At 67.5% G+C, this 22,009-nt stretch carries 23 protein-coding genes and 1 pseudogene; 8 read left to right on the plus strand and 16 right to left on the minus strand.

Translation table 11 applies throughout. The features are described 5' to 3' along the window. Positions 1–71: 71 nt before the first annotated feature. The 5 genes from ACKTSN_RS15890 to ACKTSN_RS15910 all read right to left on the minus strand — a co-directional run bounded on the left by ACKTSN_RS15890 (position 72) and on the right by ACKTSN_RS15910 (position 5,176). Entirely contained in the window at positions 72–635 is a 564-nt protein-coding gene (locus tag ACKTSN_RS15890; RefSeq protein WP_409474838.1) for a Clp protease N-terminal domain-containing protein, read from the minus strand. Beyond that, positions 635–844, minus strand: a complete 210-nt coding sequence (locus ACKTSN_RS15895) for a helix-turn-helix domain-containing protein (RefSeq protein ID WP_129802197.1) — start codon at positions 842–844, stop codon at positions 635–637. The genes ACKTSN_RS15890 and ACKTSN_RS15895 overlap by 1 nt, the downstream gene beginning before the upstream one ends. 99 nt (positions 845–943) lie before the next feature. Continuing rightward, entirely contained in the window at positions 944–1,909 is a 966-nt protein-coding gene (locus ACKTSN_RS15900; RefSeq protein WP_409469747.1) for a zinc-binding dehydrogenase, read from the minus strand. A 143-nt stretch (positions 1,910–2,052) separates the two neighbouring features. Next, entirely contained in the window at positions 2,053–3,705 is a 1,653-nt protein-coding gene (locus ACKTSN_RS15905) for an IS200/IS605 family accessory protein TnpB-related protein (protein ID WP_409469748.1), read from the minus strand. A 247-nt stretch (positions 3,706–3,952) separates the two neighbouring features. Further along, on the minus strand, positions 3,953–5,176 hold the full coding sequence (locus tag ACKTSN_RS15910; protein WP_409469749.1) for an NAD(P)-dependent malic enzyme: 1,224 nt from the start codon (positions 5,174–5,176) through the stop codon (positions 3,953–3,955). Between the two features lie 552 nt (positions 5,177–5,728). Here ACKTSN_RS15910 and ACKTSN_RS15915 point away from each other — a divergent pair. From ACKTSN_RS15915 to ACKTSN_RS15925, 3 genes are read left to right on the plus strand one after another with little or no spacing between them, the layout of a single operon-like run. After that, positions 5,729–6,694, plus strand: a complete 966-nt coding sequence (locus ACKTSN_RS15915; protein ID WP_409469750.1) for an ABC transporter substrate-binding protein — start codon at positions 5,729–5,731, stop codon at positions 6,692–6,694. Between the two features lie 41 nt (positions 6,695–6,735). After that, positions 6,736–7,674 (plus strand): amino acid ABC transporter permease, encoded by a 939-nt coding sequence (locus ACKTSN_RS15920; protein WP_409469751.1) that lies wholly within the window; start codon positions 6,736–6,738, stop codon positions 7,672–7,674. Then, the gene (locus ACKTSN_RS15925; RefSeq protein ID WP_409469752.1) at positions 7,671–8,477 is read left to right on the plus strand and encodes an amino acid ABC transporter ATP-binding protein; all 807 of its coding nucleotides are present in this window, start codon (positions 7,671–7,673) and stop codon (positions 8,475–8,477) included. Before ACKTSN_RS15920 ends, ACKTSN_RS15925 begins: the two co-directional genes overlap by 4 nt. A gap of 86 nt (positions 8,478–8,563) precedes the next feature. Here ACKTSN_RS15925 and ACKTSN_RS15930 read toward each other — a convergent pair whose 3' ends face one another. The 6 genes from ACKTSN_RS15930 to ACKTSN_RS15955 all read right to left on the minus strand — a co-directional run bounded on the left by ACKTSN_RS15930 (position 8,564) and on the right by ACKTSN_RS15955 (position 15,309). Then, complete coding sequence (locus ACKTSN_RS15930) at positions 8,564–8,854, minus strand: hypothetical protein (RefSeq protein ID WP_409467919.1); 291 nt, start codon at positions 8,852–8,854, stop codon at positions 8,564–8,566. A 38-nt stretch (positions 8,855–8,892) separates the two neighbouring features. Then, the gene (gene ltrA / locus ACKTSN_RS15935) at positions 8,893–10,605 is read right to left on the minus strand and encodes a group II intron reverse transcriptase/maturase (RefSeq protein WP_409467920.1); all 1,713 of its coding nucleotides are present in this window, start codon (positions 10,603–10,605) and stop codon (positions 8,893–8,895) included. 661 nt (positions 10,606–11,266) lie between these two features. Further along, positions 11,267–12,217, minus strand: coding sequence for an IS630 family transposase (locus tag ACKTSN_RS15940; RefSeq protein ID WP_409469753.1), 951 nt, complete (start codon positions 12,215–12,217; stop codon positions 11,267–11,269). A gap of 54 nt (positions 12,218–12,271) precedes the next feature. Further along, positions 12,272–12,670 carry a hypothetical protein gene (locus tag ACKTSN_RS15945; protein WP_409469754.1) on the minus strand — a complete coding sequence of 133 codons (399 nt, stop codon included), beginning with the start codon at positions 12,668–12,670 and terminating at the stop codon, positions 12,272–12,274. 286 nt (positions 12,671–12,956) lie between these two features. Continuing rightward, positions 12,957–13,727, minus strand: coding sequence for a methyltransferase domain-containing protein (locus ACKTSN_RS15950; protein WP_409469755.1), 771 nt, complete (start codon positions 13,725–13,727; stop codon positions 12,957–12,959). Between the two features lie 10 nt (positions 13,728–13,737). Then, on the minus strand, positions 13,738–15,309 hold the full coding sequence (locus ACKTSN_RS15955; protein ID WP_409469756.1) for an IS200/IS605 family accessory protein TnpB-related protein: 1,572 nt from the start codon (positions 15,307–15,309) through the stop codon (positions 13,738–13,740). Between the two features lie 296 nt (positions 15,310–15,605). On the opposite strand from ACKTSN_RS15955, the gene ACKTSN_RS15960 reads away from it, so the two are divergent. After that, the gene (locus ACKTSN_RS15960; RefSeq protein WP_224734627.1) at positions 15,606–16,235 is read left to right on the plus strand and encodes a CGNR zinc finger domain-containing protein; all 630 of its coding nucleotides are present in this window, start codon (positions 15,606–15,608) and stop codon (positions 16,233–16,235) included. Here ACKTSN_RS15960 and sodX read toward each other — a convergent pair. Further along, the gene (gene sodX, locus ACKTSN_RS15965) at positions 16,139–16,573 is read right to left on the minus strand and encodes a nickel-type superoxide dismutase maturation protease (protein WP_129802204.1); all 435 of its coding nucleotides are present in this window, start codon (positions 16,571–16,573) and stop codon (positions 16,139–16,141) included. The two genes, ACKTSN_RS15960 and sodX, sit on opposite strands and share 97 nt — an antisense overlap. A 145-nt stretch (positions 16,574–16,718) precedes the next feature. Between sodX and sodN the strand changes: the two genes are divergently transcribed. Further along, positions 16,719–17,114, plus strand: coding sequence for a superoxide dismutase, Ni (sodN, locus tag ACKTSN_RS15970; protein ID WP_196459426.1), 396 nt, complete (start codon positions 16,719–16,721; stop codon positions 17,112–17,114). Positions 17,115–17,121: 7 nt separating this feature from the next. On the opposite strand, the pseudogene ACKTSN_RS15975 reads toward sodN, so the two are convergent. The 4 genes and pseudogenes from ACKTSN_RS15975 to ACKTSN_RS15990 form a co-directional block, all read right to left on the minus strand. Beyond that, positions 17,122–17,559 (minus strand): annotated as a pseudogene (locus ACKTSN_RS15975) (tyrosine-type recombinase/integrase); the annotation flags it as partial. Positions 17,560–17,590: 31 nt separating this feature from the next. Then, the gene (locus tag ACKTSN_RS15980) at positions 17,591–17,914 is read right to left on the minus strand and encodes a hypothetical protein (RefSeq protein WP_409469757.1); all 324 of its coding nucleotides are present in this window, start codon (positions 17,912–17,914) and stop codon (positions 17,591–17,593) included. A gap of 299 nt (positions 17,915–18,213) precedes the next feature. Further along, positions 18,214–18,651 (minus strand): hypothetical protein, encoded by a 438-nt coding sequence (locus ACKTSN_RS15985; protein ID WP_409469758.1) that lies wholly within the window; start codon positions 18,649–18,651, stop codon positions 18,214–18,216. A gap of 75 nt (positions 18,652–18,726) precedes the next feature. Beyond that, complete coding sequence (locus ACKTSN_RS15990; protein ID WP_409469759.1) at positions 18,727–19,920, minus strand: hypothetical protein; 1,194 nt, start codon at positions 19,918–19,920, stop codon at positions 18,727–18,729. Between the two features lie 41 nt (positions 19,921–19,961). Between ACKTSN_RS15990 and ACKTSN_RS15995 the strand changes: the two genes are divergently transcribed. From ACKTSN_RS15995 to ACKTSN_RS16005, 3 genes are all read left to right on the plus strand, one after another. After that, complete coding sequence (locus ACKTSN_RS15995) at positions 19,962–20,279, plus strand: transposase (protein ID WP_409469760.1); 318 nt, start codon at positions 19,962–19,964, stop codon at positions 20,277–20,279. Then, a complete protein-coding gene (locus ACKTSN_RS16000; RefSeq protein WP_409469761.1) occupies positions 20,276–21,181 on the plus strand; it encodes an IS3 family transposase in 906 nt (301 codons plus the stop codon). The genes ACKTSN_RS15995 and ACKTSN_RS16000 overlap by 4 nt, the downstream gene beginning before the upstream one ends. 390 nt (positions 21,182–21,571) lie before the next feature. Further along, the gene (locus ACKTSN_RS16005) at positions 21,572–21,931 is read left to right on the plus strand and encodes a hypothetical protein (RefSeq protein ID WP_409469762.1); all 360 of its coding nucleotides are present in this window, start codon (positions 21,572–21,574) and stop codon (positions 21,929–21,931) included. Positions 21,932–22,009 lie beyond the last annotated feature (78 nt).

The following is a 22,009-nucleotide window of genomic DNA, read 5'->3' on the forward strand; positions in this document are numbered from 1 at the left end:
GTGGGCGCAGCGGCACCCCGCAAGCGCCGGCCCGTGAAGCGCCACCGGGACGCCGCAACCGCCCGCCCCGTTCAGCCCGTCTTGGCCTCTCCCCCGCCGTAGAGCACGCGGGTCACCGACTCGTAGGTGACCCCGTGGTCGGCGAGGACCTCCGCTGCGACGCCCGGGCGGGCGGTGAGGGCGAGCAGGATGTGCTCGTCGCCGATGCGCCGGTCCCGGCGGGCGACGGCGATACGCAGGGACTTCTCGAGCACGTCCTTGGCGCCTTGGCTGAAGGAACGGTGCCCGCCCCACCACCCTCTGTCCTTCTGGTCCCCGGCCATGGCCCCCACGCCATGCGCCTCCTCCACCCGCGAAACGATCTCCGCGACGTCGATCCCCAGCCCGGCCAGCGCGTCGGCCTCGGCCTGCGACAGTCCCACGCGGCGTCGGGCCTCCTCCAGTGCCCCCGCCACCGACTCCGCACGCTCGGCAAGCCCCAGAGCGGCCAGCGCGAACGCACCCTTGCCGGCCCCTCGGTCCATCAGCGCGAGCAGCAGGTGCTCAGCATCGACAGTCTGCGCCCCCGACCTCTCGCACTGCTCGACGGCCCCCTCGACCACCGAACGGGCGTCCTCCGTAAACCGTTCGAACATCATCGCCTCCCGTACTTCTTGTGTACGGCCTGCCTGCTCACACCGAGTTCCGCGGCGATCTCCTGCCACGACCAGCCCTGATTGCGCGCACTGCGCACCTGAACGGCCTCCAACTGCTCCAGCAGCCTGCGCAGCGCGGCGACGGCCCGCAGTCCGACCCGCGGATCACGGTCACCGGCACGCTCGGCGAGTTCCGTAGCTTCGGTCATGACGTCAACTTACGTTGACATCCCGCGCTTGTCAACCCCAGTTGACAACACAAACGGCCGGCCCGAGACCGGACCGGCCGTTGCAGAACCCGCACACCGTCAGCTGTTGGTGAGCACGATCTTCCCGAACTGTTCGCCCGACTCCATCCGTTCGAAGCCCTCGCGAGCCCGGTCCATCGGCAGCACCTCGTCGATGACAGGCCGCACCCCGGTGACGGCACAGAAGGACAGCAGGTCCTCCAGTTCCTCCTTGGTGCCCATCGTCGAGCCGACGACCTTCAGCTCCAGGAAGAAGATCCGGGTCAGTTCGGCATGGGAGGGCCGGTCACCGCTCGTGGCGCCGGAAATGACCAGCGTGCCGCCGGGACGCAGGGACTTCACCGAGTGCGACCAGGTGGCCGCCCCCACCGTCTCGATCACGGCGTCCACCCGCTGCGGCAGCCGCGCCCCCGGCTCCACCGCCTCCACGGCCCCCAGCTCCAGGGCACGCTTGCGCTTGGCCTCGTCCCGGCTGGTCGCGAAGACCCGCAGCCCCGCGGCCTTGCCGAGCACGATCGCGGCCGTGGCGACACCACCACCGGCGCCCTGCACCAGCACCGAGTCACCGGGCCGTACCCCGGCGTTGGTGAACAGCATCCGATACGCCGTCAGCCAGGCCGTGGGCAGACAGGCGGCCTCCTCGAAGGACAGCTCCTTGGGCTTGGGCAGAACGTTCCACGTCGGTACGGCGACCCGCTCGGCGAACGTGCCCTGGTAGCGCTCGGTCAGGATGGACCGGGGTTCCTTCGGGCCGACGCCATGGCCGGTCTGACCGATGACGGAGTGCAGGACGACCTCGTTGCCGTCCTCGTCGACACCGGCGGCGTCGCAGCCGAGGATCATCGGCAGCCGGTCCTCCGGGAGGCCCACGCCGCGCAGGGACCAGAGGTCGTGGTGGTTGAGGGAAGCGGCCCTGACATCGACGACACTCCAGCCGGGCCGGGCCTCGGGGGCCGGGCGCTCCCCCAACTCCAGGCCTGCGAGCGGCTGGTCACGATCGATTCGGGCGGCGTAGACAGCGAACATGAGCCCGACGATAGGTTCCCACTCCCCCCAACGGAACCGTACGCCCCTGTGACACACACCCACTTGCCAGAAACCACCCACGGCGCCCCACCCGCACCCGCCGACGGCGCCCAGCCCCCCCCCACAAGCGACGTCCACCGATCCTATTCAGTGAGCAGGAGTGAGTGTTGGACCCATTCCTGGTCACTGCGGACATCCCGAACGGTTCTGGGTGTCCTGGTCGCCCGCGTTCGCTCCGCGTCCGGGGGCACGGATCGTGTCCGTGGTCCGGGAATGCGGGGGCGGGGTCCCTCACGCCCGGGGGCGCCCGGTCCGGCCTGGGCGGTCCGATGCCCGCACCCATCGCTCTGGTGGGTGCGGGGCGGTGCCGTCCGTCGCCGGATCGGGTGTCCCAGGGCGCGCCGTCCGATCGCGATGCTCGCGGCATCGTGCCGGGTGGGTTTCCTGGTGGTGCTGGTGAGGGGCTGCTGCCAGTGCTGGGCGCCCCACTTCGAGGTGTAGGCCGGGTCAACGGCGACGATGGGGATGCCGAGTTCGGCGGCCATCGACACGAGCCGGGCCCGCAGCCGGGAGGTGGGCATGCCGGAGATCAGCCGACGGAATTGCTTGCGCCGCCCGTGTTTCTCGCGGGTGGTCTCGGCGGTGAAGTCGAGGTCCTCGATGGCGATCGCGAGCTGGTGGCGGCGGGCGAAGTGCAGCAGCCGGATCAGGGCGTGGCGGACCTGGGCGTCGCGGTGGGCGGCGGTGCCGGTCAGGGTGTAGCCGAACCGGAGCGGCTGGCCGACCGGGTTGCCGTGGGTGTCGAGGCGCCAGGCGGCGAGGTGGTCGGCGTTCATGTCGACGCCGAGCATGCCGTGTGCGCGGGCGGCCGCCAGGGGCACGACGGTGGCTGGGGGGAGGGCCCAGGAGGCGGTCAGGTACCAGCGGCCGCGCAGGGTGTCTTCGTGGATGCGGTAGGCGACCGCGCGGTGGGCGGTGATGCGGTCGGCCCACTGCTCGCCCCGGTGCGCGAACGTCACCCGGGCGGTGAGCACGTACCGGCCGTGCGGGGCGTTCGCCAGATGGGCCAGCGGGGCGGGCAGCTTCAGAGAGACCTCGCCGTCGGGGGTGACGCGGATGGTCTCGTTGCCGTACCGCTTGCCCGACTCGCCGTCGGCCTGCAGGAACCGGCGTGATGCCTCCCACCGTGCCCGCCACTGCCGCTCGGTCAGCCCGGCCGCATCGAGGTGGTGGCGGGTGTTCAGCAGGGCTTTCCCGCCGCGCACGACGTGCACCACACCGGCCTGCCAGTCCGCTCGCGCCGCCGTCAGCCGGTCTTGGAGGACGTGCAGGCGGCGGGACTTGGCATGCCACTCCCGCTTGCTGCGGTAGCCGCCCGGCGCGTGCCGGGTGCCCTTCTCCCCGACCGGCAGGGACAGCCGGTGCGCGACCGTCGCCACCCTCGCCTCCAGGGACTGCACATGCGCCAGCTGCGCACGCCGGGCCAGCCCCCACTGGTCATGGGTGGCCTTGGTGATGCTTCCGGCCCAGCGTGAGGACGACGCGGCGGTCAGGTCCCGTTTGCGCGCCGCCCACGCCTGGCTGTCGTGGTCCGGCCCGGCCGCGCAGCGCGCCCTCAGGTCGCGGGCGGCGAGCGAGCCGAGATGGCCGCCGACCAGGCGCAGTACCTCCACGTCCCGTTCGGTCAGCTGCTTGAGCCGGTCACGGACCGCCACCCCCGACGGGCCGGGCACCACGAACGGCGCCGCCACCTCCCGCAGCCCACCCCCGCCCATCCCGGTCACCCTCCCCTGCATGCTCGAAGCGCCTGCCACCCCACCCAACGACCGCCCTCCGAAAAGGTCACCCATTCGACCGGCAAACCTTCGTTCCCCACACCATCGGCCGACCTCTGCGAAGGCCCAGGCACTCACTCATCCACGCCAGAACACACTCGTGCGCAGCTACACGACAGCAGTTCACAACCCCTCAACGATCCGAACGGGTGGGCGGGGTGGGAAAAGAAAAATGGCCCCGCCCAACCGGACGGGGCCATAAAAACCCTCAGCGCCGAGCCACACCCTCCGCCCGCGCCGCCGCCGCAACCGCCGCAGTCACCGCGGGAGCGACCCGCTCATCGAACGGCGACGGAATGACGTAGTCCGCAGCGAGGTCGTCCCCCACCACCCCCGCCAACGCCTCGGCCGCCGCGATCTTCATCCCCTCGGTGATCCGCGACGCCCGCACCTGCAGCGCGCCCGCGAAGATCCCCGGGAACGCCAGCACGTTGTTGATCTGGTTGGGGAAGTCCGACCGCCCGGTCGCCACGACCGCCGCGTACTTGTGCGCCACATCGGGGTGCACCTCGGGATTCGGGTTGGCCATCGCGAACACGAACGCGCCCTCGGCCATGGAGGCGACCGCCTCCTCCGGCACCGTACCGCCGGAGACCCCGATGAAGACGTCCGCGCCCGCCAGGGCCGCCTCCAGCGACCCGGAGAGCCCCGCCTTGTTCGTGAAACCGGCCAGCTCCCGCTTGACCGGCGTCAGGTCGTCCCGATCGGCCGACACGACACCCTTGCGGTCCGCGACCGCGACATCGCCGATGCCGGCCTCGATCAGCATCTTCGCGATGGCGACCCCCGCCGCACCGGCGCCCGAGATGACGGCCCTGAGCTCCCCGAGCTCCTTCCCGCTCAGCCGCGCCGCGTTCCGCAGCGCGGCCAGCGTCACGACCGCCGTACCGTGCTGGTCGTCGTGGAAGACCGGGATGTCCAGCCGCTCCTGGAGCCTGCGCTCGATCTCGAAGCACCGCGGTGCCGAGATGTCCTCGAGGTTCACACCGCCGAAGGACGGGGCGAGCCGGACCACGGTCTCGACGATCTCGTCCACGTCGGTGCACGCCAACGCGATCGGCACGGCGTCCACGCCGCCGAACTGCTTGAACAGAATCGCCTTGCCCTCCATCACCGGGAGGGAGGCCTCGGGCCCGATGTCACCGAGCCCCAGCACGGCCGTGCCGTCGGTCACGACGGCGACGACGGACGACTTCCACGTGTAGTCGTGGACGAGGTCCGGCTGCTCGGCGATCGCGGTGCACACCTTCGCGACGCCGGGCGTGTACGCCAGGGACAGGTCGTCCTTGTCTCGGACCGGCACGGTGGCCTGCACAGCCATCTTGCCGCCGCGGTGCAGCGCGAACGCCGGATCGAAGGAATCGAGGGGCTCTGCCCCGCCCTCCTGCTCCGTACTACTGTCGCTGCGAGGATTGACGGTCTCCGCTGCCACTTTGTTTTACCCCTTAAGTCTTCATGGTTTGAGGGTTGACCACTCCTGGTGAGGGGTGGGCGGGCACCGCGTACGGCCCTGGTGAGTGATGCGTACGGGCACATACGCGACGGGCGCGCCGCACACGCGTCCTGAGCCCCGGATGAGGGGTGTAAAGAACCTTCTTACCTGACGGAGGGTGTCGTCGACGAGTCGATAGCGCGAAGGTCACATGCCAGTGACATGACTCATGCCTGAATATGGGGACAAGGCCTCGACAAACCGCCGACAACCACTCAACGAACACACGGCACCGACTATCGAACGGCCACATCTTGAGACACACCGAAGATCTTCCTGCCGGAACCAGGGATTCCCGTAGAAGATCCGGTCGGGATGTCCCGGAGTGGTCCGGTTCGAGGGTCACTCGTTATCCGATTTTGACATCGCGGGTCACCTGAATGGTCCAGTCCGAATGGCAAGATGCGGTAATCCCACGAGGTCGCGACACCCGAAGCTGTGTGTTCTCGTCGACCCATCGGCAACTCCACCCATCCGCCGGAGGAACCCACAATGACCGCCAGCTCCACCCGTCGTACGACCGCCGCGCGTTCCCGGCTAGCCGCGGTCGGTGCGATCGCGGTCGCAGGCGCCCTGCTGCTCACCGGCTGCGGTGACCAGACGGAGAACGGCGGCGGCTCGGACAGCACGGACACCGCGACGACCGCGGCCGCCCCGCTGGCCGACAAGCTGCCCAAGGAGATCCGCGACAAGGGCGTCATCAAGGTCGGTTCGGACATCGCGTACGCGCCGGTCGAGTTCAAGGACAGCTCCGGCAAGACGGTCGGTATCGACCCGGACATCGCCGCCGCCATGGGCAAGCAGCTCGGCGTGACGTTCCAGTTCGAGAACGGCACGTTCGACACCCTCATCACCGGTCTGCGCTCCAAGCGCTACGACATCGCCATGTCCGCGATGACCGACACCAAGGACCGCCAGGAGGGCATCGACTCCGACACCGGCAAGAAGGTCGGTGAGGGCGTCGACTTCGTGGACTACTTCACCGCCGGTGTCTCGATCTACACCAAGAAGGGCGACGACCAGGGCATCAAGACCTGGTCCGACCTGTGCGGCAAGAAGATCGTGGTGCAGCGCGGCACGGTCTCCGAGGACCTCGCCAAGGCCGAGGCGAAGAAGTGCCCGAAGGGCAAGAAGCTCTCCATCGAGGCCTTCGACAACGACCAGCAGGCCCAGACCCGCCTGCGCGCGGGCGGCGCCGACGCCGGCTCCTCCGACTTCCCGGTCGCCGCGTACGCGGTGCAGACCTCCGGCGGCGGCAAGGACTTCCAGCTCGTCGGCGAGCAGGTCGAGGCCGCCCCGTACGGCATCGCGGTCGCCAAGAACAACACCCAGCTGCGGGACGCCCTGCAGGCGGCCCTGGACGCGATCATCGCGAACGGCGAGTACGACAAGATCATAGAGAAGTGGGGCGTCGAGGACGGCGCCGTCGACAAGGCCACCATCAACGGCGGCAAGTGATCGCTCGGTCGGCGACCAGCGACCACTGAAAGGCAACACCCGTGACTGCTGACATCAACAAGACGGCGGGCCCGGCCGACACGCCCCCGGCCGGGCCGGAGGCCATCAAGGCCATCCCGGTCCGGCACTACGGGCGGTACGTCTCCGCCGTCGTCGCGATCGCGCTGCTCGGCGCGGTCGTGTACGCGTTCTCCCAGGGCAAGATCAACTGGGACGCGATCCCTGACTACTTCTTCGACGACCGCATCATCAAGGGCGTCGGGCAGACGCTGCTGCTAACGGTTCTGTCCATGGTCATCGGCATCGTGGGCGGCATCACACTGGCGGTGATGCGCCTGTCGCCGAACCCGGTGACCTCATCCATCGCGTGGTTCTACATCTGGTTCTTCCGCGGCACCCCGGTCCTTGTCCAGCTGTTCGTCTGGTTCAACCTGGGACTGGTCTTCGAGTACATCAACCTCGGGCCGTTCTACAAGGACGAGTGGTCGGACTTCATGACGCCGTTCCTGACGGCGCTGCTGGGCCTCGGCCTCAACGAGGCCGCGTACATGGCCGAGATCTGCCGTGCCGGTCTGCTCGCGGTCGACGAGGGCCAGACCGAGGCGGCGCACGCGCTGGGCATGAGCCACTCCAAGACGCTGCGCCGGATCGTCATCCCGCAGGCAATGCGCGTGATCGTGCCGCCGACGGGCAACGAGGTCATCAACATGCTGAAGACCACCTCGCTGGTCTCGGCAGTGCAGTTCTACGAACTGTTCCGCTACGCCCAGGACATCGGGCAGACCTCCGGCGCACCGGTCGAGATGTACTTCCTCGCTGCCGCCTGGTACCTGGTCATGACGTCGATTCTCAGCGTCGGCCAGTACTACATCGAGCGGTACTACGCCCGAGGCTCCAGCCGCCAGCTGCCGCCCACGCCATGGCAGAAGATCAAGAAGAACGTGCTCTCCCTGTCGAGCCGGAAGGGAGCCACGGCATGACCGAGAAGCCGAGCAAGACGAACACCCCCGAGAAGCAGTCCGCCGTCGCGATGGTCAAGGCCGAGGGCGTCCACAAGTCCTTCGGCCACGTCGAGGTCCTCAAGGGCATCGACCTGGAGGTGAAGACCGGCGAGGTGTTCTGCCTCATCGGCCCCTCCGGCTCCGGCAAGTCGACGTTCCTCAGGTGCATCAACCACCTGGAGAAGATCAACGCCGGTCGCCTGTACGTCGATGGGGAACTCGTCGGCTACCGCCAGAAGGGCGACAAGCTGTACGAGCTCAAGGACAGCGAGGTCGCGCTGAAGCGCCGGGACATCGGCATGGTCTTCCAGCGCTTCAACCTGTTCCCGCACATGACGGCGCTGGAGAACGTCATGGAGGCCCCGATCCAGGTCAAGGGCACCAGCAAGACCCAGGCCAGGGAGCGGGCGGCACAGCTCCTGGACCGGGTGGGCCTGGCCGACAAGGCCGGGAACTACCCCTCGCAGCTCTCCGGCGGCCAGCAGCAGCGCGTCGCCATCGCCCGGGCCCTCGCCATGGACCCGAAGCTGATGCTGTTCGACGAGCCGACCTCGGCCCTGGACCCGGAGCTGGTCGGTGACGTCCTCGACGTCATGCGCGACCTCGCAGAGTCCGGCATGACGATGGTCGTCGTCACCCACGAGATGGGCTTCGCCCGCGAGGTGGGCGACAGCCTGGTCTTCATGGACGGCGGCGTGGTGGTCGAATCCGGCAACCCACGCGAGGTGCTGACGAATCCGCAGCACGTGCGCACCCGGGCGTTCCTGTCGAAGGTGCTGTAAATCTTTGAGGGTGCGAGACGACCAGTCTCGCACCCTCAAAGCTCTTCATCCTGCCCGCAGACTAGTGTCTCGTGATCCTGATTGTGTTACTTCGAGTTGTTGTTGACGAGTTTCTTCACGCTGGTCTGGACGAGGCGGACCTTGGCGAGGATCTCGTCGGCGGTGGCGGTCCAGGTGAAGGGTTTCGCGTTCTCGTTCCAGGAGTTGATGTAGTCGCGGATCTGTTTGACCAGGACGTTGACGCTGGAGAACGTGCCACGGCGGATGGACTGCCGGGTGATGATCCCGAACCAGATCTCGTCGGGTAGGACCGCTGCATTGCTGCAGCGGTCCCCCCTCAGAACCGGCCGTGCCCGCTTTCCAGGCAACCGGCTCAAGCAAGCCCCTTGGGCTCGCGGGCGAACAGAAGTGCTGGTCACCGGCCGGGGCCAGTGGCCAGCCGACGCCGGCAGTGGGTGTGTATCAGGCGTGAGGCGGCGGGTTTGTCCGGCTTGCCGTTGCCCGCTTCGGCGGTGACCGCGTGTTTGCGGATCGCGATGCGGGTGACCTTGAGCCACTGCTCCCACTGGTCGGGAGTTTGCGGCTCGTGGTCGGCGTGCAGCAGCAGCCCTCCGCAGAGCGGACATCGGCCGTCTTGCATCTGCAACAGATGCAAGGTGCCCTTGCCCAGCGGGAGTTTGCCGCGGCGGCACCGCTTGGCCCAGAAGTCGGCCAGGGCGGGATCGTCGGTTGACGCCCTCCCTGGCACCATCCGGTGCCGGACGATCGGCGTCCAGGCGAACTTGTAGAGGTAGAAACCGCTGGTGCGGTCCCCGAATACCCATGTGTCCTGCCTGAACGGGTTGAACATGGCGAAGTACCGGGCAGTCACCCAGCGCATCGGCTTGTTCGGGTGGGAGAACTTGGCCCACTTGTAGACCAGTCTCCACACGTAGGCGTCCAGCGAGTTGAACGCCCGCTTGGACACCCCGATCCGGTAGTAGGCAGCCCAGCCCTTGATGATCGGGTTGAGCTTGGCGATCACCGCGTCGGCGTTGGCCCCTCGCAGGGCCAGCACCTCGGCGGCAAGCCGTTCCCGGATCCGCCGCAAGGCCGCGTTGCTCGGTTTGGTCAGCAGCTTGCTGCGGTAGCGTCGGATGTTGAACCCCAGGAAGTCGCAGCCCTCATCGAGGTGGACAATGCGCGTCTTGTCCTCGTTGAAGGCCAGGCCCCGGGGCGCGAGCCACACAGTCAGCCGCGCCTTGACCTGCTCGGCCTGTTCCCGAGAATGACACAGGGCGAGAAGGTCGTCGGCGTAGACGACCAGAACCGGAGAATCGCGCGCCAGAATCGTGGCATCACTGCCGAGATTCTGGTAGCGGACTCCAGCAGCCTTTCCCATGCCGTGCAAGGCGATGTTCAACAACGCGGGACTGATCACCCCGCCCTGGGGAGTTCCCTCCACCGTGGGGGTGAACCAACCTTTCTCGACCACACCCGCCTTCAGCCATCCGGCGATCATTCCCCTCCCGGGAAAGGAGCCCAATGACGCGAGCAGGTGATCGTGGTCGATTCGGTCGAATGCCGCTTTCAAGTCCGCGTCGAGCACCCACAAGCGTTTGGCGTTCTTGCCGCTCGCCGTCGTGTGGATGGCAACGATCGCGTCATGACAGCCACGGCCTGGACGGAAACCGTAGACCTTCGGTTCCAGCCGTGCCTCCCACTCGGGCTCCAGTGCATTCAGCGTCAGAGCTTGAAGGCATCTGTCGGCGATCACAGGAATTCCAAGTGGGCGCTGCTTCCCATTCGCCTTGGCTATATACACCCGCTTGACGGGCTTGGGCTTCCACGGGGCCGCGCCATGCTGGACCCAGTCGGCCAACTCGGCCTTTCCCTGGGGCAGCAGGACGACTTTCCCGTCGATGCCCGCCGTCTTGCGGCCAGCGTTGACTTCCGTGACCCGCCGCACACTCGCGAGTGTGTTGGCGCGGGAGCGGAGCATCAACTTCTGCAGATTCCTGACCTTGGCCAGGTCTCCTGCCTGCGATGCCGTGAAGATGCGTTGCCGCAGACGCCGTACGTCGTCCTCGACGGTCCGCCAGTCGATCGACGGCCAGTCGGTGATCTCGTCCTCCGGTCCGTTCGCCATGCCGGCTGCGGTCGCAGCGGCTTGCGCCGCCCCAGCCACGTGTGTCGTCACGGCGTCCAACTTGCCCTTCGGTTCAGGTGTCTTTGGTCATCGTTTCTTCACGGGCTCACCAGACCCACGTCAGCGCCCTTTCAGGCCGGGACATCGGCCCCTATCCGGCCAGTTATGCGGGGACCACCGACGGAGGTGTCAGCGCATGGTTCCCGGTTTCCTGTTGCCTTTCGGCGACCGGCATTCGCTTGCTGGGTCTTCCTGCGCCCGCTGGAGAGTTGGGCCTTCCTTGCGGTTGGCTTACCAGGTCAGAATTGCATTGCCTGGACTCCATCGGGGTTGTCACGTTCCGCATGAGAGAGATGCTGCCGGTGAGGGGGCCCTCTGCACCCCGGGGACGGCGGTGCACTCCCGACTGGCCAGATTTCCCCAGTCGGCGCCTGCCGATTTCCAGCGGCCAGTCCCTATCTCTCGCTGAAACGACCCATCGGCGAGAGTGCTCATGACGAGGCATCATCAAGGGTTCATTCGCATTCACCCGTCCGGCATTTCCCAGCCTGTAACCCCCGGATGGAACGAGGATCCTTGGGCATTTCCCCAGGCTTCGCACCCCGCGATTACTCACGACGCACGCTGAGGCGGGAACGAGCCCTGTGCACTGGCTCGGGAGCTACACCTTCGACATCAGTCGATCCTCCTTCGGTGAGTCCGCTCTTCTCAAGCGGCTTTCGTGTCGCACGATCTGGTTCAGCCACGAGGACCCGACGGGAGTGAAATGGAAGTGGACGTGCGGGTTCTTCGCCAGCCACGCCTTCACGCCCGGGGTGGTGTGCGTGGAGAGGTTGTCCAGGACGACATGGATCTCCTTCCCCGCGTGCGGCTTGACGGCCTTCTTCAAAAACGCCAGGAAGTTCGCGCCGTTCCGGCTCGGCTTGCACTCGCCCAGCACTTCTCCGGTCGCGACGTTCAGCGCGGCGAACAGGTTCGTGGTGCCGTGCCGGACGTAGTCATGGGTGCGCTTCTCGGTGGCCGCGAAGGCCACCGGCAGCACCGGCTGGGTCCGGTCCAGCGCCTGCACCTGCGTCTTCTCGTCGACCGACAGCACCACGGCGCCACCGGGCGGGGCCAGGTACAGCCCGACGATGTCGGCGACCTTCTCCGCGAACGCCGGGTCCTTCGAGATCTTGAAGGTGCCCGAGCGGTGCGGTTTCAGATTCTCCTCACGCCAGATGCGGGCAACGTAGTGCCAGGACACCGAGATGCCTTCGCGCCGCTTCAAGTGGTCGGCCAGCGTTCGCGTCGACCAGTGCGAGAGCCCGGAATCCACCGGCGGGGACATCCTCGTCAAGGCGATCACCCGGGCCCGCACCCGAGGCGGCACCTGAGTTCGCGGCCCGCCCCGGCGTTTGTCCTCCAGCCCGGCAACACCACGCTCGGCATAGCGGGACTTGCACCGGTCCACCGTCAGCGGTGCCACACCGGCGAGCTCGGCGATGTCCTTTCGCCGCCGCCCTTCGGCCGACCACAACACGATCCGTGCGCGAAGCGCCACGACAGCCGGCACATCCCGCGACCCCGCCAACTCCCGCAGCTCAGCCATCTGTTCAGAGGAGAGATCCATACCAGACTCAACGATCACAGACGCCTCAGGTTCCATGAACAGGATCACAAGACACTAGCGCGGGGTGATGTAACCAATGACCATGAAGGAGATATCCTCGTCCCTGCCATTGGCCCCATCACGGGTCATCCCCTGGAAGGCAACGTAATTTCCGTTGCCCTCCCTGAAGTCATAGTCACACTTGACGGCCCCATTCATGGCGCCATTCGCGTCGTGACATTCACCCGAACGACCCGATCCGTCGTACGCGTTCCACTTGATGACAGCTCTGCGACCATCGGCCACGTAATCCGAGATGTAGAAGGCGTCGTTACTCCCATCGAAGCAGGCGTCGTACTTCCACTGGTCACCCTGGCATGTCCTCGTTGCAGCCTGAGCCGGAGAGGCGGTCACCAGCGCTGCTGCACAGGCCACGCCAGCCATTACGATTGAAGATGCCACGCGGAACTTCATGATTCCCCCTTCTGGACCATGGGCCCTTACGGAACGTCTCCTCCCTCGAAGGAGACGTTCAGACACTTTCAGGAGTTCTACACACCCTCAAGGATCTTGAGCTAAATCTGAGGTTTCCCCATCCGCCAAGAAGGGCCAAAACCGCGAGCTAGCGCAAAGAGGTCTATTCGGACCCCGAAACCAGCACTATTGGAGCTTTTACGCTCCGGGGGACATGCAGCTGATGACCGATAAAGACGTGGGCAGCTTCATGGATTTTCCCGCCAGCACACCTGCATTACCGGACCTACTTCAGCGCCAGCAACAGCGTGTCCGACGGCGAGCACCACACCGGACGCGCCTCCGCGAAGCCCTTGTCGCGCAGTACGCGTGCGTGCCAGGCGGCGGACGGCATCTCGCCGTCGGCGTGGTCGCCGTAGATCTCGAAGCGGCGGGCGGTGGGCGCGGCGAGGACCGGATCCTTGGCGGCGAGCTGCCACCACTCGGCCCAGTCGAGGGCGCCGGCCTTCTGCGCCTGGTCCATGCGGGCGCGCCGCAGGGTGCGCTCGGCCGCGTTGATACGGGGCGTGGTGTCGTCGATCATGTGGTCGGCGTTCATGAAGACACCGCCGTGCCGGACGAGCCCGGCGAGTTGCCCGTAGAGCCTCTCCAGGGGCTCGGCACGGAACCAGTGCAGGGCCGTGGCCGTCAGGACGGCGTCGTACGTCTCGTACGGCAGCCGGGCGGGCCAGTCGGGGTCCTTGAGGTCCGCCTCGACGAAGGTGACACGGTCGTCGCCGTCGAAGGTGCCGCGGGCGATGGCGAGCAGCGCGGGGTCGAGGTCGATGCCGGTGCTGGTGGCCTTGGGGAACCGGTCGAACAGGCGAGCGGTGATGCTGCCCGTGCCGCAGGCGAGGTCGAGGACGCGCGGCTCGTCGCCGGTGAAGGCCTCGACCATGTCCAGCATGACCCGGAAGCGTTCTTCCCGGTCGGGCATGTACCACTCCTGTTGCCGGTCCCAGCTGCGCTGCCAGGCCTGCCAGTCAGTACCAGTGGCAGTGGTCTCCATGTCCGTCATTGGCACCGTCCTAACAACTGAGCGGGAGTGGGTCCTGGTGCCAGGACGCATGCTCAGCCGCGTGCCCCGAACGGTGCTGGGCACGCTGGTCGCCCGCTTTCGCTCCGCCTCCGGGCGGCACGCATCTGGTGCGTGGTCCGGGAATGCGGGGGCGGGGTCCCTCACGCCTGCGGGTGTCGGGTCCGGCCTGGGCGGTCCGATGCCCGTACCCATCGCTCTGGTGGGTACGGGGCGGTGTCGTCCGTCGCCGGATCGGATGCCCGAGGGCGCGCCGTCCGATTGCCACGGCTGCCGCGTCGTGGCGCGTGGTCTTACGGGTGGGGGTGGTCAGGGGCTGCTGCCAGTGCTGGGCGCCCCACTTCGAGGTGTAGGCCGGGTCGACCGCGACGAGCGCGATGTCCTGTTCGGCGGCCATCGCCATCAGCCGGGCCTTCAGCTTCGCGGTGGGGAAGCGGGAGATCAAGCGGCGGAAGCGCTTGTTGCGGCCGTGTTTCTCCCGGCTGGTGCCGTCGGTGAAGTCGAGGTCCTCGATCGCGATCGCCGCCGCCCCGCACCGGCGGGTGTAGTGCAGCAGGCGGGTCAGGGCGTGCCGGATCTGGGCGTCCCGGTGCTTGGTGCTGCCCGACAGGTCGTAGCACAAGCGCCGGGGCTCGCCGACCGGGTTGCCGTGGATGTCCAGGCGCCAGGCGGCGAGGTGGTCGTCGTTCATGTCCACCGCCACCACCCCCTGCGCCAGGGCCGCCTCCAGTGGCAGCACCGGAACAGCAGCCCGCTGCCAGCAGGCGGTCACGTACCAGCGGCCGCGCACCACATCGTGGTGGATGCGGTAGGCCACCGCCCGGTTGTTCGTGATCCGGTCCCGCCACTCCTCGCCCCGGTGCCGGAACGCCGCGGTGGCGTCCAGCACGTAGCGGCCGTGCGGGGCGTTGGCCAGGTGCGCCAGTGCGGCCGGGAGTTTGACCGTGACCTGCCCGGTGGCGGTGATGCGGATGGTCTCGTTGCCGCAGGGCTTGCCCGACTCCCCGTCGGCGGTCAGGAACATCCGCGCCGCCTGCCACCGCTGTCGCCACGCCCGCTCGTCCAGCCCGGCCTGATCCAGATGGTGGCGCAGATGCGCCAGCTTCCTGCCGCCGCGCACCACGTGCACCCGGCCCGCCGCCCAGTCCGCCTCCACCCCGGCCAGCCGGTCGGTCAGGGCGTGCAGGCGGCGGGACTTGGCGTGCCACTCCGCCCGCGAGCCGTACCCGCGCGGGAGCCCGTCGCGTTTGTCCGCCTTGGCGCCCACCGGGCGGGCCAGCCGGGCCTGGATGGACGCGATCTGCCCGCGCAGCCAGGCCATGTGAGCCACCTGGCCGCGCCGGGCCAGCGCCCACTGGTCATGCGTGGCCTTGGTGATGCTGCCCGCCCAGCGGGCCGACGAGGATCCGGACAGCTCCCGCTTGCGGGCCGCCCACGCGTCCGTGCCGTGGTCCAGGCCCTGCCGGGAGCGCACCGCGAGATCACCCGCGGCCAGCTCGCCGAGGAACACACCGACCTTGGCCAACACCGCCGCGTCGATATCCGAGACCCGCAGCCCGCCCACCCCGACACCCCCACCCCACCGAAGATCCCATCCCGCCCAACGAGCCCCACCCGCAAAGGTCACGCATTCGACAGGCAAACTCCCTTTCACCCGCCCCCGAAGCCCGCCACCCACCTTCACCCACAGCACCGGCACTCACCCACACTCGCCGATACGCGCTTACACCCGGTTAAACGGCAGCAGCGGGAACCGCTCCGTCACGCTCGTCGCGCGACACGACGCGTAATACCCTGGAAGCACGATCGTCTGTTACGCGACCGCACCACGACCATAGAGCCCATCCGTAAGGACTACAAGTGGAACTGGCCTATTACTCCGACTACGCCGTACGTCTCGTCAACAGCGAGGAACCGGCCCGGGGCAAGGACTCGCTGACCTCGGTCGAGGCCGTCCGCGACCTGTTCGGCGTCAACCAGTCGGCGGCCCGCCGCGCCACCGACGCGGACGTGACGCGGTTCCGCTCGGTCCGGGCCCGGCTGCGTGCGGTCTTCGAGGCGGCCGACAGCGGCGACGAGACGCTCGCGGTGGACCTGCTGAACTCCCTGCTCCTCGAGTTCCCGGTGAGCCCGCAGATCTCCGGGCACGACTTCCGCGACGACGACGGCCGCCCGCTGTGGCACATGCACCTCGCGGACCACCCGTCGAACGCGACCGCGGGCTACGCGGCCATCGCGGCGATGGGCCTGGCCTTCCACCTCACGGAGTACGGCGTGGACCGCCTGGGTCTGTGCGAGGCGGCCCCGTGCCGCAACGCCTATCTCGACACCTCCACCAACCGCTCCCGGCGCTACTGCTCCGACCGCTGCGCCACCCGCGCCAACGTGGCCGCCTACCGCGCCCGCAAACGCCTGGAGGCCGACCGATCGGAGAAGACGGGCCGGGCCGCCGACAGCGCCCAGCGCAGCACCGCGAGCAGCGAACGCTGATCGGCCCGCCGCGGCCGGTACCGGAACCGCACCCGCCCCAGCACCAGCTCCTCCGGCACGGTGCCGTAGTCCGTACTGTCGCCACCGGCGTAGGCGTTGTCCCCGAGCACCCACCAGCCGCCCTCACGGCGCTCCGCGGCCCGCTTGACCACCAGCAGGTCCTGCTGGAACGGATGACGCAGGACGACGACGTCACCAGGCCGGATCCGAGCGCCGTAGCGCACCACGAGCCGGTCCCCGTGGAACAGCGTCGGCACCATGGAGGGACCGGTCACCTCGGCCGCCCCGAAGGGCAGCAGCGCCCCCCTGCGCTCGCTCTCCTCCGACAGTTCCGGCATCCCCGGCACCTCCCCTGCTCGATGCTCCACCAGTCTCAGTCTCACCCCGGACTTTTGTCCTAAGCCCATGGGGGCACTCGCGAAATCCCGTCCCTCAGGGAGTAATGTCCCACCTGAGAAGACGATCACGAGGAAGGAATGCTCCATGCTTTCCCGCCTGTTTGCCCCCAAGGTCAAGGTCAGCGCACACTGCGACCTGCCCTGCGGTGTGTACGACCCGGCCCAGGCCCGCATCGAGGCGGAGTCGGTGAAGGCCGTCCAGGAGAAGATGGCCGGCAACGACGACCCGCACTTCCAGGCCCGCGCCACCACCATCAAGGAGCAGCGCGCCGAACTGGCCAAGCACCACGTCTCCGTGCTGTGGAGCGACTACTTCAAGCCCCCGCACTTCGAGAAGTACCCCGAGCTGCACCAGCTGGTCAACGACACCCTGAAGGCCCTCTCGGCCGCCAAGGCGTCCACCGACCCGGCCACCGGCCAGAAGGCCCTGGACTACATCGCCCAGATCGACAAGATCTTCTGGGAGACCAAGAAGGCCTGATCTTCGATCATGCCGCTTGACCTGCGGTTTCTTCGATCGCCTGGTCTACCTGTCCGCACCCGGTCCGCAGGCCGCCGAACACGGCGTCCTTGACGGTCCGGGTGCGGTCTTCTTCTCCCGGCCACAGGTGGGCGCAGATCCGCAGCGTGATGGCAGCGGACGCGTGGCCGAGGACGAGCTGGACCTGCTTGACGCTCGCCCCGCCGGCGATGAGAGCGGAGGCGAAGAAGTGGCGCAGGCCGTGGGTCCCCAGGTGGGGCAGCTCGACGGGCTTGCGGCCTTCGCGGTCGGCCGCCTCGTTCTCCGCCGCTTGAAGCGTCCTGCGGGCGCAGTTCCACTCCGTCTTCCAGCGGCGGTAGTTGAGGGGCTCACCCTCCTCCATCGTGAACAGCCACTCCTTGGAGGAGCGTGCGGCGAGGTGCGTGAGGAGCGCGTCGGTGACGAGGGGAAGGTCATCCCCGGCTTCTGACCGCCCGTCAAGACATCCGGTAGTAGTAGTCCGGCGGCAGGGCCAGTGCGAACACGATGCCGTGCTGCCAGCGGATCTCTCCTACGGATGATGATGCGGGTTCGCGTACGTACCGGTATACGCCGGTGAGGCGTTCCGGCTCAGTGACGGGCTGTCCGGGGTGGTCCCATGTGAGGATGTGCCCGGCGTGGGCTATCTCGTCGGCCGACGGAAGAGGCGTGTTGGCGCGGGTGAAAGGGATGGGAGACAGAGGCTGCTCGCCCGCGTCAAGGATACGGCCGATAGTCTCCGCGGGCGGCAGTGGCGAGCTGTAGTAGGCGGTCACGCGCATCCAGCACGACACCTTGAACGCAGACTTCGACGGACTCAGCCATTCCCACGTGGGGGTTCCTGGCAGGTAGTGATCTTCGATGGCGAGGAGACGCAGGGTGAGCGGAGTCGTCTCGCCATACGCCCTCGCGATGGCACGCAAGTGGGCCTCGGCCTCTTGGCGGGCCTTGTCGGCTTCCCGGCTTGCGGCAAGCCGTCGCGCTTTCCTCCGGCTGGTCGACACCCACGCAGACCAAACGGCGGCAGCCGCTACTGCTGCGATGCGAAGCGGCTCGGCGAGAACACGCCGCACGGGACGCATCATGGCACCGGGCTTTTCCGCTGCGTGCTTTCGGGAAACGCAACAGCTTGCATAACGGACGCGACGGCCGTGGCAAAAGTCTGGACCGAGACCCACAAGACCGCCTCCCAGGCAGTAGGGGAACGGTCGACCAGGTGGGGGGCGACTACGGCGAACCACACGCAGCCGGAAACGATCACGGCAAGGTGGTTGCCCCGCATCCTGACGAGACGCAGACCTGCCCACACCGCTAGCGGCATCAACACGATGCCTGCCAAGCCGGCTGCTATGTAGTGGTAGAAGCCGGCCCAGGCATCGTTCGCAGCCCCGGACGAGGTCTGCTCGTCGGCTGCATGATCTGCCCACGCGTAGAGCGCTTCGAATGCCTTCCATCCAGCCAGCGCTGCCACAGCCGCTACAGCGGCCGTTTTGGCGGCGCGTATCGGGTACAGGTCCACGATGGCGGCTCCTGCTTCGGCTGGGGTGGGTCGGTCAGAACGATTCTGCCCGACCCACCCGACGTGTTACCGGATCTACCGGAGTGCGTCCTCGAACGCCTTCGCGTAATGGGCCGTTCCGGAGGTCTTCGGGTGGAACGACTTCATCGACGGCAAAGGCTTGGTGTTGTCCGCTTCGGCGTAGCCCGTTACGACGATGCCGTGGATGGTTTCCGGGTCGCCGCAGATTGCCTTACCGGCGAACGCGGCTCGCGGGTCGGCGAAGACCGCGTTGGCACGGTACTGGGCGTTGGCGTCGTCGACGGCTCCCTTCATCTCCTGGGCGACGAGGTCACCCATGTCGTTCAGCCACGGGCCTTCCTCGGTGCCGATGCCGGGCACGCACTGACCGCCGCCCTCCAGGAGTCTGGGATAACCCATGAGGACGATCTTCGCGTTGGGTGCCTTGGTGTGGAGGGCGTTGAGGGTCCTGGCCAGGCGGGGCCGGACGGTGTCGTGCGCCCATCTGGGGGCCCAGTCCTTCAGCGCGGGCGTCGTACCGCCGGTTTCCTCACCGGTGTCGGGGTCGCGTTCCTTGATCGACGAGTTCTGGCAGAGGCCAAGGACCTTCTTGATGCACTCGGTGATGATGTCGGCGAAGGCCATGTCGTTGCCGCCGATAGACAGGGCGACGAGGGTGGTGTGCTGGTCCAGGTAGCCCTGCTGGATCTGTGGTAGCTCCCCTGACTGGGGCTTGTTGAGAATGTTGTAGTGGCGGGCGCCGGAGCAGGCAGCGAACTGGAAGTCCATGCGTGCACTCCACCCATCCGCTAGTTCCCCAACCGAGAGCTGTTCACCGGGGAGCACGGCCCGGCGGGACCAGGCGTGCCGGGAGCGGTGGCAGGTGTTCTTCCACTTGTCACCTGACACCTTGTTGTAGTAGTCGGACTCCGGGTAGTAGTCGTCGCCGCCCGAGTCGGAGGCTCCTTCACCGGAGGAGTAGGAATCGCCCATCCCGACCACCATGTGGTTCGGCTTGCCGGGAAGGGGCTGGAAGGCGACCGCGTCCCACGCGATGTCCTCATCGGCGGTGCCGTCAGCGGTGGCGTTGGTGAGGGTGACCGTCGGTGTTCCGGTGAAGCGGAACGCGCCAAGGCTGACCCACCGGTTGGCGCGCTGCTCGACAGTCCTCACCTTGCTGGTGGTGTCGGCGCCGCCGATCACATACGCCGCCTGCCGGGTGTGGGCTCCGGTATCCGGCAGATGAAGCTTCCCCTTGATCGCGGACACCTGGAGACTGGGACGTGTGAGCCCAGAGGAAGCAGTGCCAGGTGGGAAGTAAGTACACGAAGCGGTACTCGGAGGAGTTCAAGCGGGACGCGGTCGCGCTCGTGGCGTCTTCGGGCCGGACGGTGACCGAGGTCGCCCGGGAACTGGGCATCAGCTCGGAGAGTCTGCGGGGCTGGGTGAAGAAGACGAACGGCACCGGGCAGACCGGAGCGGGGACGTTGGTGGCCGCCGGGAGCGGGCTGGATGCGGCCGAGCGGGAGGAACTCAAGCGACTGCGCAAGCTCGCCGCCGACCAGGCCAAGACGATCGAGATTCTGAAAAAAGCGACGGCCTTCTTCGCGAAGGAGAGCGACCGGTGAGCGAGATATACCGGTTCATCCGCGTGGAGAAGGCCCACTTCACCGTCGTCCTGCTGTGCGCCGTCCTCGGCGTGGCCCGCTCCTCGTACTACGCCTGGGAAGCCGGAGAGCAGGCCCGCGAGGTACGCGAGCGCGAGGACCTCGCCCTGGTCCACGAGATCACCGTCATCCACGTCGCGTCGAAGAAGACGTACGGCGTTCCCCGGGTGCACGCCGAACTACGCCGCCGGGGGCGCCTGGTGAACCGCAAGCGCGTCGAGCGGCTCATGCGCGAACACCGCATCGCCGGTCACAGCCGCCGCACCGGGCGTCGCAGCCTCACCCGCGCCGACCGCAAGGCCGCTCCCGCTCCGGACCTGATCGGGCGCGACTTCACCGCTACCGCCCCGGGCCTGCGGGTGGTCGGCGACATCACCTATGTCCCTACCGCCGAGGGCTGGCTGTACCTGGCGACCTGGCTCGATCTGGCGACCCGTGAGGTGATTGGCTACTCCATGGCAGATCATCACCGCGCCGGCCTGGTCGTCGACGCCCTGGACATGGCTGCCGGCCTGGGCCTCCTGGAGGACGGCTGCATCATCCACACCGACCGCGGATCGGAGTACACCTCGGCCCAATTCCGGGACAGGCTGGGCGAGTTGGGGCTACGGCAGAGCATGGGGCGGACCGGGATCTGCTTCGATAACGCCGCTGCCGAGAGTTTCTTCGCCGTCCTCAAGGAGGAGATCGGCACCCGCATCTGGAATGACCGGGCGAGCGCGCGAGCCGACATCTTCACATTCATCGAGACCTACTACAACCGCAGGCGCCTGCGCAGACATCCCGACTGGGGCTACCTCACGCCCCACGAGACCCGCCAGCGCCACCACGGAACGAAACCAGAGCACGCCCTCGCCGCGTGACAGAACCGTGTCCAAGATCACGGGGAAACTTCAGTGTGTGCCATTCCCCCCGTGCATGGTCGTGCGCATCCCGCTATGGTCTGGTCTGGACCTGTCGGACAGCGCGCAGCAACTATAGACACTCAATCATCACAAGTAGCAAGAAAATGTGAATGACTGGCCAAAACGCGACGGTCACGCGAAAGATGCACACAGGCATGGCAGCCTGTGTGCTTCCCGTGAACCGGAACGCAGGAAGCGACCTGGAGGGCGTCCCGGGTGCGGCTGAGAACTGTCGTTGATCACTGACTCAAGGCCAGCCAACCGACCATCCCCCAACTGCCCTTTCTTTAAAGCTGGTTGAGGGCATTCATTGTGTGCGCCGGGCGCCTGCCCCTAGCCTGCCGCACCATGCGACCACGAACCGTAGCGACCACCGCCGCACTCCTCCTCGCCACCCTCACCGGCTGCACGAACACCCCACCGCCGCCCGACGCATCACCAGAAGTGGAGGTAACCGATTACGGAACCCAGTGGCATGGGGATGAGTTCGTGGCCGCCGCCGACTACACGATCCGAAACCACGGCCCCGCCCCAGTCGAATACAAGATCAGGTTCAGCTTCACCAGCGACGACTACACCAACATGACGTGGGCCACGCGCACCGTGGACGCCGAGAAGACAGCCACCGGAACCGTATCCATGCCCTGGCCGGACCACATGCCGTCACCCAAGGTCAAAGTGGAAGAGCTAGTGGAGACGCCACTGTAGGAGTGAGCCCTTTGGTCGTCGATGCGGGCTCGGCGGTGTCTGCGTACGGGGTCTCGCTGCACGCGCGGGTTGTGGCGG

Origin of the sequence: Streptomyces flavusporus, from assembly GCF_046267975.1 — a bacterium.
GTDB lineage: Bacteria > Actinomycetota > Actinomycetes > Streptomycetales > Streptomycetaceae > Streptomyces > Streptomyces flavusporus.